Genomic DNA, 15,144 nt, shown 5'->3' on the forward strand with positions numbered 1-15,144 from the left:
TTCTACACCCGCGGCAAGGTCGTCACCACCCGCTGGCCCGACCCCGCCGACGCCCCCACCGGCGTAGACCTCGGCTTCCCCCGCAACCACTGAGCGGCATCCGCAGCACTGGTGGGGTCGTCCGTATCGCGGACGGCCCCACTTTTTTCGTCCCGTCGGCTGCGGTTCCCGCAGGGAGTGGGACCGTGGCCCGCACTGCCTCGAACTGCCGAATACGCCCTACCCGACGTGTTCGATCTACGGATTCCGTAGGTGAACACCCATTGACGTGACGGTTTCCGTCACTGTTCCATCAGCCCCGTGACCGACACCCTCCCCACCGCCGAAGCCGCCGTCGCCGAGGCATCGTCGGGCAGCTCCCAGGGCCCGCAGCAGCTCAAGCGTTCCATCGGCATCGTCGGCGGCACCCTCCTCACGCTCTCGTGCGTGACGCCCGCCTCCACGCTCTTCGTGGTCGTCCCCGACCTGTTCGGCTCGCTCGGTACCGCGACCGCCCTCACGATCGCGATCGGCTCCGTCCTCTGTATCGCCGTGGCGTTCTGCTACTCGGAGCTGGGCACCCTCATCCCCAGCGCGGGCGGCGAGTACGCCATGGTGTCGACGCTGGCCGGCCGGCTCGCGGGCTGGCTGGTCTTCGTCCTCTCCCTCCTCGTCGTGATGATCGTCCCGCCGGTGATCGCGATGGGCACGGCGGACTATCTCGCCCCGATCGTCCACCTCGACCCGGCGATGACCGGCGCGGGCGTCATGCTCCTGGCCACCCTCGCGGGCCTGCTGGACCTGCGCGCCAACGCCTGGATCACCGGCGTCTTCCTGGTCCTCGAAGTCATCGCGGCCGGTGTCGTGGCCCTCCTGGGCTTCACCCACAGCCACCGCGGCCTCGGCAGCCTCACCTCGATGCAGGTCGCCGGCACCGGCGGCCATACGGACACGGTGACGGCGATGCTGGTGGTCTCCGGCCTGGCGATCGCCCTCTTCGTCACCCAGGGCTTCTCCACGGCCGTCTACCTCTCCGAGGAACTGGAGAACCCGCGCCGCAACGTGGCCCGTACGGTCCTCGCCACCCTCGCGATCTCCACGGTGATCATCCTGGTCCCGGTGGTCGCGATCACCCTGGGCGCGTCCGACCTCTCCGAGCTGACCGGCGGCGACATCAGCAGCATGGTCACCGCCTGGTCCAACTCCGCGGTCGGCACCTTCGTCAGCCTCTGCGTCGCCCTCGCGATCATCAACGCGGGCATCGTCATGGTCATCCAGAACTCCCGCGTCCTGTTCGCCTCCGCCCGCGACAAGGCCTGGCCCGAGCCGGTCAACACCGTCTTCTCCAAGCTCGGCCGTTTCGGCTCCCCCTGGGTCGCCACCCTCGCCGTCGGCATCCCCGGCGCGATCCTCTGCTTCGTCAACCTCGACACCCTGTACGGCGTGACAGGCGTCTCGGTGACCGGCATGTACCTGCTGGTCGCGGTCGCCGCCCTGCTGTCCCGGCGCGGAAACCACCGGCACACGCACGCGTGGCGCATGCCGCTGTGGCCCGCGATGCCGGTCCTGCTGATCGCCGTGCTGGCGTACATCCTCACCCAGCAGGAGACGAGTTACCTGCTGTGGACGGGCGGCATCGTCGCCGTGGCCACCCTCTACTGGGTGTTCTACCTGCGCCCCCGCCGCGAGACCCGCTGGCTGGTCTCGATCCCTGAGGAGACCTGAGCCCTGGAGGCTATCGGCCGTACACCAGACGCGGTACGTCATTGAACTCCGGTTCACCCCAGGGTCTGCCCCGACTGTCGGAGACGCCCCGTACCGTTGAGGCATGGATCTTCGACTGCCCGCCCTGCGAGGGCTGCTGCGAGGGCCCCGGCGCCTGATGGCCGCCGGGGCCGCCGTCGTGGTGCTCGCCGGTGCCGGTACCTGGACGGCGGTCGCCTCCGACGACCCGCCTCCGGTGCACCGCTCCGACCGCGTCATGGCCGTGGACGGAGTGCGCCTCGACACCTCGTACTTCACGTCCGGCTCCGCCGGCCGCCGCCCCGCCGTCCTCCTGGCGCACGGCTTCGGCGGCAGCAAGGACGACGTCCGCAAAGAGGCCCAGGACCTGGCCCGGGACGGATACGCGGTGCTGACCTGGTCGGCGCGCGGCTTCGGGAAGTCCACCGGCAAGATCGGGCTCAATGACCCGGACGGCGAGGTCAAGGACGTATCGAAGCTGATCGACTGGCTGGCGAAGCAGCCGGACGTCCAGCTCGACAAACCGGGCGACCCGCGCGTGGGCGTGGCGGGCGCCTCCTACGGCGGAGCGATCTCCCTGCTGGCCGCCGGGTACGACGACCGGGTGGACGCCATCGCCCCGGCGATCACGTACTGGAACCTCGCCGACGCGCTGTTCCCGAACGGCGTCTTCAAGAAGCTCTGGGCCGGCATCTTCATCAACTCCGGTGGCGGCTGCGCCAAGTTCGAGCCCCAGTTGTGCGCGATGTACGACCGGGTCGCCGAGTCCGGCACACCGGACGCGGCAGCGCGCGCCCTCCTGGAGGCCCGCTCCCCGTCGGCCGTCGCCACGCACATCAACGTGCCGACACTGCTCCTCCAGGGCCAGACCGACTCCCTCTTCCCGCTCGGCCAGGCCGACGCGGCCGCGAAGGCGATCCGGGCGAACGGCGCCCCGGTGGACGTCGACTGGATCGCGGGCGGCCATGACGGCGGCGACATGGAGACCGGCCGCGTGCAAGCGCGCGTGACGTCCTGGTTCGACCGCTACCTGAAGGACGACAAGAACACCGACACCGGCCCCGCCTTCCGCGTCACCCGCACCGGAGGCGTGGACTCCACGGACGGCGCGGCCCTGCTGCGCGGCGCGAGCGGCAGCGTCTACCCCGGCCTGGAGAGCGACCCGCGCGCGATCACTCTGACCGGCCGCCGCGAGCAGAGCTTCGTCAACCCGGCCGGCGCCAGCCCGCCCGCGATCTCCGCCCTGCCGGGCCTCGGCGGCACCGGCGGCCTGTCCCAACTGTCCGCCCTGGGCGTCGGCGTCTCCCTCGACTTCCCCGGCCAGTACGCGGCGTTCAACTCGGCCCCCTTCACCAGAGACCTCCGCATCACGGGCTCGCCGACGGTCACCGTCCACGTCAAGTCGACCGACTCCGCCGCCGTCCTCTTCGCCAAGGTCTACGACGTCGGCCCCGGCGGCACCCAACAGGTGCTCCCCTCCCAGCTGGTGACCCCCCTCAGGGTCGACGGCGCCCAGGCCGGCAAGGACGTCACGATCACCCTCCCGGCCATCGACCACGACGTCCAGAGCGGCCACCACCTCCGCCTGGTCCTCGCCTCGACGGACCTCGGCTACGCCTCCCCGGCAGCCCCGGCGACCTACACCGTCACCCTGAAGAGCGACCTCAGGGTGCCGACGGCCCCGGGCGTCACCACCGCGGCGGCGACACTGCCGTCCTGGGTGTGGTGGCTCCCGCTCACCGGCGCGGCCCTCGCCCTGGCACTGCTGCTGTCCGGCCGCAGGCGTACGGCGTCGACACCCCCCGACCCCGGGCTGGCCGAAGTCCCGCTCCAGATCACCGACTTGAGCAAGCGGTATGCCAAGTCGGCGGACCGGTACGCGGTACGGGACCTGTCCTTCCGCGTAGAGAAGGGCCAGGTGCTCGGCCTGCTGGGTCCGAACGGCGCGGGCAAGACGACCACCCTGCGCATGCTGATGGGCCTGATCAAACCGGACGCCGGCGAGATCAGGGTCTTCGGCCACGCGATCCGCCCGGGCGCACCCGTCCTGTCCCGGGTCGGCGCGTTCGTCGAGGGCGCGGGCTTCCTCCCGCACCTCTCCGGCCGCGAGAACCTGGAGCTGTACTGGCAGGCGACGGGACGGCCGCCGCAGGACGCCCACCTGGAGGAGGCCCTGGAGATCGCGGGCCTCGGCGACGCGCTCGCCCGCGCGGTCCGCACCTACTCCCAGGGCATGCGCCAGCGCCTCGCCATCGCCCAGGCCATGCTCGGCCTCCCCGACCTCCTCATCCTCGACGAACCGACCAACGGCCTCGACCCGCCCCAGATCCGCGAGATGCGCGAGGTGATGATCCGCTACGCGGCGGCCGGCCGCACGGTCATCGTCTCCAGCCACCTCCTCGCCGAGGTCGAGCAGTCCTGCACACACCTCGTCGTCATGGACCGCGGCCGACTCGTCCAGGCCGGCCCGGTCACCGAGATCATCGGCACCGGCGACACCCTCCTCGTAGGCCTGGCGACCGACATCACCGACCCCCTGGTGGAAAAGATCGCGGCCCTCCCGGATGTGGAGTCGGTGACGCGTGCGGAGGGCGGCTTGCTGCTGCGCCTGGCTCCCGCCGACGAGTTGCTGACCGCCAACTCCCTGGCGGACGGGGCCAATACGCATACCGGTGCGGTCGCCGCCACCACGACCGAGGCGTCCGGCATCGCGCTCGCCGAGCCCTCCGACGCCGCGCTCGACGCGGAGGCATCCGCAGCGGACCCTGCGCCCCCGCCCCCCGCCCACGGCTCCGCCACCGCCGCCCGACTCCTCGTGGAGCTCGTACGACTCGAAGTCCCCGTCTCCTCGGTCGGCCCCCACCGCCGGCTCGAAGACGCCTTCCTCACCCTGATCGGAGGTTCCGCGTGAGCACGCTCGCCGAGCCCGTCGAGGTGGCCTCCGGCTACCGGGCCGGCCGCACCCTGCCCCTGAGGGTCGAGCTGGTCCGGCAGTTGAAGCGGCGCCGCACGCTGATCATGGGTGGCATCCTCGCCGCGCTGCCCTTCGTGCTGGTGGCCGCGTTCGCGATCGGTGGCACCCCGGGCGACCGCAACTCCCAGGTGACGCTGATGGACACGGCCACCTCGTCCGGCGCCAACTTCGCCGCGGTGAACCTGTTCGTGTCGGCGGGCTTCCTCCTGGTCGTCCCGGTCGCCCTGTTCTGCGGAGACACGGTCGCCTCCGAGGCGAGCTGGTCCTCCCTGCGCTATCTGCTGGCGGCACCCGTGCCCAGGGCCCGCCTCCTGTGGTCCAAGCTCGTGGTCGGACTCACCCTCAGCCTCGCCGCGATGGTCCTGCTCCCGCTCGTCGCCCTGGCCGTCGGCACCGCCGCCTACGGCTGGGGCCCGCTGGAGCTGCCCACCGGCGGAGCGATCGGCGCGGCCACGGCGGCCCAACGCCTGCTCGTGGTCGTGGCGTTCATCTTCGTGTCCCAACTGGTCACCGCGGGGCTCGCGTTCTGGCTGTCGACCAAGACCGACGCGCCCTTGGGAGCGGTAGGCGGCGCGGTCGGCCTGACCATCGTCGGCAATGTCCTGGACGCCGTCACGGCCCTCGGCCACTGGCGCGACTTCCTGCCCGCACACTGGCAGTTCGCCTGGGCGGACGCCGTACAACCCCATCCCGAGTGGTCCGGCATGATCCAGGGCACGGCGGTCTCCGTTACGTACGCCCTGGTGCTGTTCGCCCTGGCCTTCCGGGGTTTCGCCCGCAAGGACATCGTGTCCTAGGTCACCGGAGGATCTCCCACCGGTCTCGACCGGCCATGATCGCGACCCCTTCGAGACTCTTCCGCAACTCCCCGTAGCGCACATTCCGGCCCCCTCCGCCGTCACAGTCGCAGAAGCCGACGTCAACGGACCGAGGGGGCACGGCAGATGGAAACCAACGGAACACAGCCGGGCGAGCGGCGGGAGCTGCGCTCGCGCCACCGCACCCGCCGCCTACGCGCCACCCTGCTCGCCCTCACCACCGCGGGCGGCCTGCTCCTCACCGGCTGCGGCGCGGGCGGCGGCAGCCACTCCAGCAGCTCGGACGGGGCGAACCACACCGGCTTCCCGGCCCCGGCCGTCACCTCCGGCGGAGAACAGGGCGAAGACCAGAACGGGGAGCGGAAGGACAGTTCCGCCGACGAGATCGCCCCGTCCCCCGACTACCTCTCCACCTTCGCCCTCGACGTCGACACGGCCTCGTACGGTTACGCCCGCCGCGTCCTCGCCGACGGCCAGATGCCCGACCCGTCGACGATCCGCCCCGAGGAATTCGTCAACAGCTTCCGGCAGGACTACGACCGCCCCGACGGCAACGGCTTCACGGTCACCGTCGACGGCGCCCGCACCGACGACACCGACTGGTCCCTCGTCCGCGTAGGCCTCGCCACCCGCGCCGCCGACGACAGCGACGAACGCCCGCCCGCCGCCCTGACGTTCGTCATCGACGTCTCCGGCTCCATGGCCGAGACGGGCCGCCTGGACCTCGCCAAGAAGTCCCTCGACGAGATGACCGACCGACTGCGTGACGACGACTCGGTCGCGCTCGTCACCTTCAGCGACGAGGCCGAGACCGTCCTCCCGATGACCCGCCTCGACGGCCACCGCGGCAAAGTCCACGACGCCATAGACGAGTTGGAGACCCAGTCCTCGACCAACCTCGGCGCCGGCGTCGAGACCGGCTACGCGACAGCCACCGACGGCCTGCGCGAGGGCGCCACCAACCGCGTCGTCCTCATCTCCGACGGCCTCGCCAACACCGGTGACACCAACGCCGATTCGATCCTCGAACGCATCGCGGACGAACGCCGTGAGCACGGCATCACCCTCTTCGGCGTCGGCGTCGGCAGCGACTACGGCGACGCCCTGATGGAACAACTCGCCGACAAGGGCGACGGCCACACCGCGTACGTCTCGAACGACGACGACGCCCGCAAGGTGTTCGTCGACCAACTCCCGCAGAACATCGACCTCACGGCCCGCGACGCCAAGGCACAGGTCGCCTTCGACCCCGAGACGGTCGCGCGATTCCGGCTCATCGGCTACGAGGACCGCAAGGTCGCCGACGACGACTTCCGCGACGACAAGGTCGACGGCGGCGAGGTCGGCCCCGGCCACACCGTGACCGCCCTCTACGCCGTCCGCACCAGGCCCGGCGCCGACGGCCACCTCGCCACCGCGAGCGTCCGCTGGCTCGACCCCGACACCCGCGCCCCGCACGAGGAATCGGGCCAGTTGGAGACCGGCGACCTGCACGACTCCCTGAGCAGCTCCCCGAACACCTTCCAAGTCACCGCGGTGGCCGCCTACTTCGCCGACTCCCTCCGCTCGGCCGACCTGCCCGGCGACCCCGGCCTCGACGAACTCGCCACCCGCGCCCACGCGTTGGCGAAGAAGACGGAGGACCGGGACGTACGACAACTCGCCGAGGCGATCGACGAGGCGAGCCGGATGAACTGAACCCGACCGAACCGGAACCGACTCGGCCGACCCCATTGACCTTCCCCTACTTGCGAGTAAGTTGACGCCCCAGTCACCGTCGACGTCGACCGGGAGCAGCCGTCATGGGCGTACGCAAGGACCTGAAGCGGGCGCGGCAGCGCACCGACCTGGCGGCCCGCACCCGGGTCGAACTCACCAGGGACGAGCGGGGCGTCGTACGGGAGGCGAGCACGCTGCCGCTCGCCCCGCGTCCGACGACGGGCAGCACCGCAGACCTGCCGTTCACCAACGCGGCGGAAGCCCCCGACACCGTGGTCCTCCGCCGCGAACAGGACGGCACCTGGCAGCCCGTGACGGCGGCCGCCTTCGCCCGTGAAGTCACCGCCACCGCAAAGGGGTTGATGGCCGCGGGCCTCGAACCGGGCGGACGGGTCGCGGTCATGTCCCGCACCCGCTACGAGTGGACGGTCCTCGACTTCGCGATCTGGGCGGCCGGCGGCCAGACCGTACCGATCTACGCCACCTCGTCCGCCGAGCAGGTGGAGTGGATCGTCCGGGACTCGGGCGCTCGCCTCGTCGTCACGGAGACCGCCGAGAACGCCGACACGGTCGCCAAGGGCACCGCCCGCCACCCCCAACTCCCGCGCGTCTGGCGGCTGGACGCCGGAGCCATGGCCGAACTCGCCGCCCTGGGCGCGGACACCCCCGACGAGGAGGTCGCCAAGCGCCGCGCATCCCTCACCCCCGACACGATCGCGACGATCTGCTACACCTCCGGCACCACCGGCCGCCCCAAGGGCTGCGTCCTCACCCACGCCAACCTGCACGCCGAGGCCGCCAACACGGTCGAGTTGCTGCACCCCCTCTTCACCGAGGTCACCGGCCAGGTCGCCTCGACACTCCTCTTCCTCCCGCTCGCCCACATCATGGGCCGCACCCTGCAGATCGCCTGCCTGATGGCCCGCATCGAGATCGGCCACTGCCCGAGCATCAAGCCCGACGAACTGAGGCCCGCGCTACGGGAGTTCAGGCCCACGTTCCTGGTCGGCGTGCCGTATCTCTTCGAGAAGATCCACGACACCGGCCGCGCGACCGCCGAGAAGATCGGCCGCGCCGCCTCCTTCGACCGAGCCGACCGCACCGCCGTCCGCTTCGGCGAGGCCTACCTCAACAAGTTCCTCGGCACCGGCAAGGGCCCCGGCCCGGGCCTCTACGCCGCATGGGCCCTCTACGACCTGCTGGTGTACCGCCGTATCCGCAAGGAACTCGGCGGCCGCCTGCGGTACGCCATCAGCGGCGGCTCCCCGCTCGACCGCGACCTCAACCTCTTCTTCTCAGCCGCCGGGATCATCGTCTACGAGGGCTACGGCCTCACCGAGACCACCGCCGCCGCCACCATCGTCCCGCCGCTCAGGCCCCGCCCCGGCACGGTCGGCCTCCCGGTGCCCGGCACCGCGATCCGCATCGCCGACGACGGCGAGGTGCTCGTCAAGGGCGGGGTGGTCTTCGGCGCGTACTGGAACAACCCGGCGGCCACCGACGCCGTACTGCGGGAGGAGTGGTTCGCGACCGGGGACCTGGGCGCGCTCGACGAGGACGGCTATCTCACCATCACCGGCCGCAAGAAGGACATCCTCGTCACCAACGGCGGCAAGAACGTCTCCCCGGCCGTCCTGGAGGACCGGCTGCGCAGCCGCGCCCCGGTCGGCCAGTGCCTGGTCGTCGGGGACAACCGCCCCTTCGTGGCCGCCCTGATCACCCTCGACCCCGAGGCCCTCGCCCACTGGCTATCGGTCCGTGGGCTCCCCACGGACACCCCGCTCGCCGACCTCGTGCGGGACCCGAGCCTGCGTGCCTATGTCCAGCGGGCCGTCGACCACGCCAACCAGGCCGTCTCCCGGGCCGAGTCGATCCGCGCCTTCGCCCTGGTCGAGGGCGAGTTCACCGAGGAGAACGGCCTGCTCACCCCGTCCCTGAAACTCAAACGGCATGTGGTGACGGCGGCCTACGCGGACGACATCGAGGCCCTCTACGCGAAGTAGCGCCACCACACGCAGGAGCGGGCCGCCGAAGTCCTCGGCGGCCCGCTCTCGTGGTGCTGGTGGGGTCAGCTGCCCACAGCGCCGTTGCCCGAGAGGACCGGGATGTTGTCCAGGATGTGCGACAGCGGCTCGTCGCCCTTCGCCTGGGTGGAGTTCTCGGTGCACTGCTGGTTCTGCGGGGCCGACAGGATCGGCACGTCCTGGAGGACGGTGATCGGCACCAGGCCGACGAGCGAGGCCAGGTTCGCCTTGACCGGCAGGCCGACACAGGGCTTGTTCAGGGTGCCCTGGACGAGGGAGAGCTGGGGGCTCATGTCGCCCTTGGTCTCCTGGTTGCCGTACTTCTGCACGGCGCCGTTGCCGTTGGTGGTGGTGACACCGTCATCGTTGCCGATCGCCATCGCCGGGGTGGCGACGGCGGCCGAGGCACCGGCGATGGAGGCGGCAACAGCCGCGGTCGCCCACAGCTTCTTCATGTTCTATCCCTTTCGGAGGACGGACTCCCGTTGCGGAGCCGCGTGATGATCAACCGGGTGGTAACTGGTTTGGTTGCGGCTTTTGCCCCGAATGGAGCAATGTGCCGGTCGTGAACTCCGTGGACGACGGAGGGGTTACCGGCGCGGGCGGATCCGCCCGCACGAAAACCGACGGGCCGCCGACAATTCGGCGGCCCGTCGTGCGAGTCCGCGAATCAGCTACCCGCGGAGCCGTTGCCCGAGAGGACCGGGATGTTGTCCAGGATGTGCGACAGGGGCTCGTCGCCCTTCGCCTGGGTCGAGTTCTCGGTGCACTGCTGGTTCTGCGGCGCGGAGAGGATCGGCACGTCCTGGAGGACGGTGACCGGCACGAGGCCGACCAGCGAAGCCAGGTTCGCCTTGGCGGGCAGGCCGATGCAGGGCTTGTTCAGCGAGCCCTGGATGAGCGCCATCTGCGGGCTCATGTTGCCGTACGTGGCCTGGTTGCCGTAGACCTGCTCGGCGCCGTTGCCGTTCGTCGTGGTGACGCCGTGGTCGTTACCGATCGCCATCGCCGGGGCGGCGACGGCAGCCGAGGCTCCGACGACGGAAGCGGCGACAGCCGCAGCAGCCATAACCTTCTTGATCACTTCATGATCCCTTCTGGAGTAACCCCGTCCACCGGAGCGTCCTGAACAACTGGCGCCCGGCCGCATGGTTGCTCCGATTCACTCCAATGGCCCAGATGAATCCAACCGGGTGAAGCCACGCAACCAATTCCGTCGACCCCGGTTGATGGGGGAGCAGGAATTGTCTCTGCCAGGAAAGGACCGCAGAAATGCTCAAGAAGGCAATGGCTGCGACGGCTGTCGCGGCTTCCGTCGTCGGCGTCTCGGCGACGGCCGCCCCGCAGGCGCTGGCCATCGGCAACGACAACGGCGTCACCACGATCAACGGGAACGGTGCCGAGCAGGTCTACGGCAACGCCAGGACCGTCGGCGACATGAGCCCCCAGCTCTCGCTCGCCCAGGGCGACCTGAACAAGCTCTGTGTCGGCCTGCCGGCCAAGGTGAACGCGGCCTCCATCGTGGGCATCCTGGTGCCGGTCACCGTCCTCCAGGACGTGCCGATCCTGTCGGCCGAGCAGAACCAGCAGTGCGCCGAGAACTCCACTCAGGCCAAGGGTGACGAGCCGCTGTCGCACATCGCGGACAACATCCCGGTGCTGTCGGGGAACGGCGCCCTCGGTAGCTGACCGTCTGTCAATGAAACGGCCAGGGCGGCCCGTCGGAAATCCTCCGCGCGGGTCGCCCTGGCCGTTTCATGAAGCTGTGCTCCCTTGACTTCCCTTGAAGAGAAGCGTTTCTGCGCTCGTGCGGCCATCGCGTCAATTCGGTGCGGACGATCGAGTGAATTGTCAGGTGACACGCGTTCTTGAGTTTCTTCCTGCGTCTATCCCTCGTTTTACAGGCTGCAGGTCATGGTGCGAGCCGCCCAAGCTGTGCTCGCTCGGTTTCGGCCGTCATAGGGCATGACCGCAGAGAAGGGAACGTTCATGAAGAAGAGCGCTGCTGTTGTCGCTGGTGCGATCATGGCCCTCGGTATGGCCGCCCCGGCCTTCGCCGACGCCGGTGCCGAGGGTGCCGCGATCGGTTCGCCGGGTGTCCTCTCGGGCAACGTGGTCCAGGTTCCCGTGCACATCCCCGTCAACGTGTGCGGCAACTCGATCGACGTGATCGGCCTGCTGAACCCGGCGTTCGGCAACACGTGCGTCAACGACTGACGACGTAACACACCAGCCGTTCCGGCTGTGTCACGGCCGGCCTTGGACGCGTTTCCGTTCCAGGGCCGGCTTTTTTTCCCACTTCTTCAAGCAGGAAGACAACGAGATTGCGACAGACCCTGGGTAAGGGAATGGTCGCGGCCGCCGCCGCGACAAGCATTCTGTCCCTGTGCGGCAGCCCCGCCGTGGCCGACTCGTTCACCGGCGGCGCTGCCAAGGACTCACCGGGCATCCTGTCCGGCAACAGTCTTGAGGTCCCGGTCGACGCGCCGGTCAACGCGTGCGGCAACTCAGTCGACGGCGCGGCCGGGCTCAACCCGACGTTCGGCAACTCCTGCGCCGGCGGCAAGGAATCGCACCGGCACAGCGAGCACACCGGACACCACCGGTGGGCCGAGCGGGCGTTCGACGACTCGTACGGCGACTCCGACGACGACTCGGGCTACGGCTCCGGGAACGATTCGGGGTACGGGTCCGGGGACCACTCCGGCTACGGCTCAGGGGAGCACTCGGGCTACGGGTCCGGGGATCACTCGGGCTACGGCTCGGGGGACCACGAGACGCCTCCGCCGCCGCCCCCGCATGTGCCCCCGACCGGTGGCGAACACCACCACCATCACCACACCCCGCCTCCCACGGACTGCGACCACACGCCGCCGCCCACGGGTGGGCACCACCACACCCCGCCTCCGGGCGGCGGGCATCACACGCCTCCGCCTACGGGTGGGCACCACACCCCGCCTCCGACGGGTGGGCACCACACGCCTCCCCCCACGGGTGGGCACCACACCCCGCCTCCCACGGGTGGAGACCACACTCCGCCTCCGAGCGGCGGGAACCACACTCCGCCGCCCACCGGCGGTGACCACACCCCACCTCCGAGCGGTGGGGACCACATGCCTCCGCCCGCCGGTGGGGGCCACACCCCGCCGCCCGTCCTGGCGCACACCGGCAGTGAGGCCATGCTGGCCACCTCCGCCGTCAGTGCCGCGTTGATCGCGGGTGGCACGATCCTCTACCGACGAGGCCGAGCCGCGTCCCGTAGGTAATGCACACGGGGTGCCGGACGTCACCGCCCGGCACACCCGCATCGCACAAGCCCTCAGCGCCGCACGAAGGCCGGCGTGCTCCGCCGACCCGGTGCCGGGATCATCCCGCCGCGCGGCTCCGAGCGAAGCCGGCGCCCGACTCCCCGCACCAGCGCGCCCGCGGTGAAGGTGGCGCCGTGCACGAAGCGCATCGCCGGACCGAAGCCCGAGGCCGTCACCAGGCCCGCCATGAAGAGGCCGGGGTGCGAGGACTCGAAGTCCCGGCCGACCTCGGGGGAACCGTCGCCCACCGTGGCCAGCGATCCCCTCAACTCGCTTGAGAGCAGCCCGAGTCTGCCGGTCGTCGCCTTGAACCCCGTTGCCGCGATGACGTGTTCGGTCTCCACCGACCGCGTTCCGCCCACTCGGCCCACCGTCTCCAGACGTACCCCGCCCGGCACCGCGTCGGCCGCCGCGACCTCGTGGCCGAGCAGCACCTCCACCGCCGGCTCGAACCGGTCCCGTACCCACCAAGCACCGGCAGGACCAAGGGCGTTGGCCGCGATCCCGGCCCGGGTCGACTCCGGGAGACGGCGGAAGAGGTCGGGGCGCTCGGAGTAGAACCAGTTGCGCCAGCCGGGGCCCAGGCCGCTGTGCGGGGAGCGGGCCGACTGCCACCAGGGGCGCTTCCAGGCCGGCGGCACATCGTTCCAGCACAGCTCGTCGGCCCTCGCCAACACCCGTACCCGCGTGCCCTGTTCGGCCAGCAGGGCCGCCGTCTCCAGGGCCGCCTGGCCGCCGCCGATCACCGTGACGTCCTTGTCGCGGAAGTCGTCCAGCGTGCTGTGGTGACTGCTGTGCGAGACGAGGGAGCGGTCCAATCCCCGCAGTGCGGAGGGGATTTCGACGAACGGCATGACACCGACCGCGAGCGCGACGGTACGGGCGTGCACGACCGTGCCGTCGTCGGTCACCGCCTCGAAGCCGCCGGGCACCGGCGCGATCCGCTCCACCGTCCGCTCGTCCACCTCGGGCACGGCGTTCCGCGCGAACCACAGGCCGTACGAGGCGAACATCTCGACCGGGATCGGCTCCCCGTGCCGGGCCTCCACGCCCTGGCCCGCGCAGTACACGTCGAGCGGCCAACGCCCTTCGGGATCCGAGAGGTTGGAGGCCCAGGGCTCCGACTTGAGGAACATGCCCCGGGGCATGTGGTCGCGCCAGGACGCCATCGGCCGGCCGAAGACGCGCAGGTTCAGCCCGGCGGCCGCGGCGTGGGACGCGATGGACAGGCCGTACGGGCCCGCGCCCACCACCAGCAGGTCGTACATCAGCAACTGCTCGCTTTCTCGTCATCGGTCAACTCGGTCAGCTTGCTCAACGTGCTCAACTCGGCCTGTTCGGAGGCCGATACGGGCTCATGGAGAGGGCTCGCCCCGCCCAGCCGCTCCCGCAGCTTGCGCAGCACATGCCGGGCCCACAGTCCCCACATCGCCCGGCCCGGCGCCCGGTCGTCCGGCGCGTACCAGGCCAGCTCGCGTCCGGCGGGCGCCGGGCGCAGCGCGCTGAGCGGCGCGTAGTTCTCCACCACGAACGACCGCCCCGGCCGCGGCGCCCCGTCCGGCAGCGGACGGTGGGTCAGATCCAGGTGCAGCGCGCGGACGACGTCCAGGCCGGCGCTGTCGGCGAAGAGCCGGAACTGGGCGCCGGGCCGCGGGTTGAAGTCCAGCAGGTGATAGCGGCCGGTCGAGCCGCAGCGGCGGAAGTCGAGGTCGAAGATGCCGCGGTAGCCGAGTTGTGCGGTGAGGCGTTCGGAGAGGGCCTGCACCTGCGGGTTGGGCGTCCAGCGGCCCACCGCCGTCAGGCCCGCGCCGCGCGGCCAGGCTCGCTGCTTGCGACCGGGCCCGCCGCCGCGCACGGCGCCGGAACGGTCGGCGTACCCGTGGAAGAACCAGTCGCGGTCGGGCCCGGACGGCAGGAACGCCTGCAACAGCAGCCGGCTGCCCGCCTCCTCGGCGCGCAGATACAGCTCGCGCGCTTCCTGCGCGCTGTGCACCACCACCGTGCTGCGCAGCCCGGTTCCGGCCGGCACCAGCCAGGGCCGGCTCCACTTGGCGACCACCGGCAGCCCCAGTTGCCAGGCGGCGCTCGCGGCCTGCGCCGGGCTCTCCGGGATCAGCGTCACCGGGTGCGGGATGTCCGCGCTCGCGCACACGGCGGCCAGTTCCGCCTTGTCGGCGACGCGTTCGGGCAGCGCGCCGGGCTGCTGCGGCAGCAGATAGGAGGGGGCGAGTTCGTCCCCCAGCCGGCCGACCGCGACGGCGCTCGCGTCGTCCATCGGGATCAGTACGGCGGGACGCGCGATGCGGGCGGCCACCCGCCGGAGTGTGCCCGCGATCTCGCCGGGAGTCGCGCCGGGCGACGGCGGGGGATGCATCTGGCAGACAAAGCGGGAGCTGCGTACGGGACTTCCGGCGGAATCGGCGACCACATGCACCTCCACTCCCGCCCTGCCGAGCGAGCGCACGGCACCCAGCGTTCCGTGGTGAAAGGGATTCCGGTCGATCCGCAACAGAACTGCGGGGACACGGATGTCGAGCAGCGACACGGACTGTTTTCCTTCGGGTCGGTTCACCCGTGCG

Annotated in this window: 12 protein-coding genes; 8 read left to right on the forward strand and 4 right to left on the reverse strand. The window is 70.9% G+C overall.

Annotated elements, in window-relative coordinates:
* Positions 1–300 precede the first annotated feature (300 nt).
* The 5 genes from AB0M63_RS40220 (at position 301) to AB0M63_RS40240 (ending at position 9,236) form a co-directional block, all read left to right on the forward strand.
* Complete coding sequence (locus AB0M63_RS40220; protein WP_355901373.1) at positions 301–1,704, forward strand: APC family permease; 1,404 nt, start codon at positions 301–303, stop codon at positions 1,702–1,704.
* 103 nt (positions 1,705–1,807) lie between these two features.
* Complete coding sequence (locus AB0M63_RS40225; RefSeq protein WP_366022874.1) at positions 1,808–4,633, forward strand: alpha/beta fold hydrolase; 2,826 nt, start codon at positions 1,808–1,810, stop codon at positions 4,631–4,633.
* On the forward strand, positions 4,630–5,493 hold the full coding sequence (locus AB0M63_RS40230; protein ID WP_355901378.1) for an ABC transporter permease: 864 nt from the start codon (positions 4,630–4,632) through the stop codon (positions 5,491–5,493). The genes AB0M63_RS40225 and AB0M63_RS40230 overlap by 4 nt, the downstream gene beginning before the upstream one ends.
* 147 nt (positions 5,494–5,640) lie before the next feature.
* Positions 5,641–7,212, forward strand: a complete 1,572-nt coding sequence (locus AB0M63_RS40235; protein ID WP_366022875.1) for a von Willebrand factor type A domain-containing protein — start codon at positions 5,641–5,643, stop codon at positions 7,210–7,212.
* Between the two features lie 104 nt (positions 7,213–7,316).
* Entirely contained in the window at positions 7,317–9,236 is a 1,920-nt protein-coding gene (locus AB0M63_RS40240) for an AMP-dependent synthetase/ligase (RefSeq protein ID WP_366022876.1), read from the forward strand.
* A gap of 65 nt (positions 9,237–9,301) precedes the next feature.
* On the opposite strand, the gene AB0M63_RS40245 is transcribed toward AB0M63_RS40240, so the two are convergent.
* Both AB0M63_RS40245 and AB0M63_RS40250 read right to left on the reverse strand, forming a co-directional pair.
* Positions 9,302–9,712: a rodlin gene (locus tag AB0M63_RS40245; RefSeq protein ID WP_355901384.1), complete on the reverse strand. Its 411-nt coding sequence runs from the start codon at positions 9,710–9,712 to the stop codon at positions 9,302–9,304.
* Between the two features lie 215 nt (positions 9,713–9,927).
* Entirely contained in the window at positions 9,928–10,341 is a 414-nt protein-coding gene (locus AB0M63_RS40250; RefSeq protein ID WP_355901386.1) for a rodlin, read from the reverse strand.
* A gap of 188 nt (positions 10,342–10,529) precedes the next feature.
* Between AB0M63_RS40250 and AB0M63_RS40255 the strand changes: the two genes are divergently transcribed.
* The 3 genes from AB0M63_RS40255 (at position 10,530) to AB0M63_RS40265 (ending at position 12,523) form a co-directional block, all read left to right on the forward strand.
* Entirely contained in the window at positions 10,530–10,946 is a 417-nt protein-coding gene (locus tag AB0M63_RS40255) for a rodlin (protein WP_355901389.1), read from the forward strand.
* Between the two features lie 336 nt (positions 10,947–11,282).
* On the forward strand, positions 11,283–11,474 hold the full coding sequence (locus tag AB0M63_RS40260; RefSeq protein WP_019065692.1) for a chaplin: 192 nt from the start codon (positions 11,283–11,285) through the stop codon (positions 11,472–11,474).
* A 131-nt stretch (positions 11,475–11,605) separates the two neighbouring features.
* Complete coding sequence (locus AB0M63_RS40265; RefSeq protein ID WP_366022959.1) at positions 11,606–12,523, forward strand: chaplin family protein; 918 nt, start codon at positions 11,606–11,608, stop codon at positions 12,521–12,523.
* 53 nt (positions 12,524–12,576) lie between these two features.
* Here the strand turns inward: AB0M63_RS40265 and AB0M63_RS40270 are convergent, their stop codons facing one another.
* Together AB0M63_RS40270 and AB0M63_RS40275 are read right to left on the reverse strand one after the other, a co-directional pair.
* Complete coding sequence (locus tag AB0M63_RS40270; RefSeq protein WP_366022877.1) at positions 12,577–13,833, reverse strand: NAD(P)-binding domain-containing protein; 1,257 nt, start codon at positions 13,831–13,833, stop codon at positions 12,577–12,579.
* Positions 13,833–15,110, reverse strand: coding sequence for an ATP-grasp domain-containing protein (locus AB0M63_RS40275; protein ID WP_355901393.1), 1,278 nt, complete (start codon positions 15,108–15,110; stop codon positions 13,833–13,835). The genes AB0M63_RS40270 and AB0M63_RS40275 overlap by 1 nt, the downstream gene beginning before the upstream one ends.
* Between the last annotated feature and the right edge of the window lie 34 nt (positions 15,111–15,144).

This window comes from Streptomyces sp. NPDC051576 (assembly GCF_040681835.1).
In the GTDB taxonomy this organism is placed as follows: Bacteria; Actinomycetota; Actinomycetes; order Streptomycetales; family Streptomycetaceae; genus Streptomyces.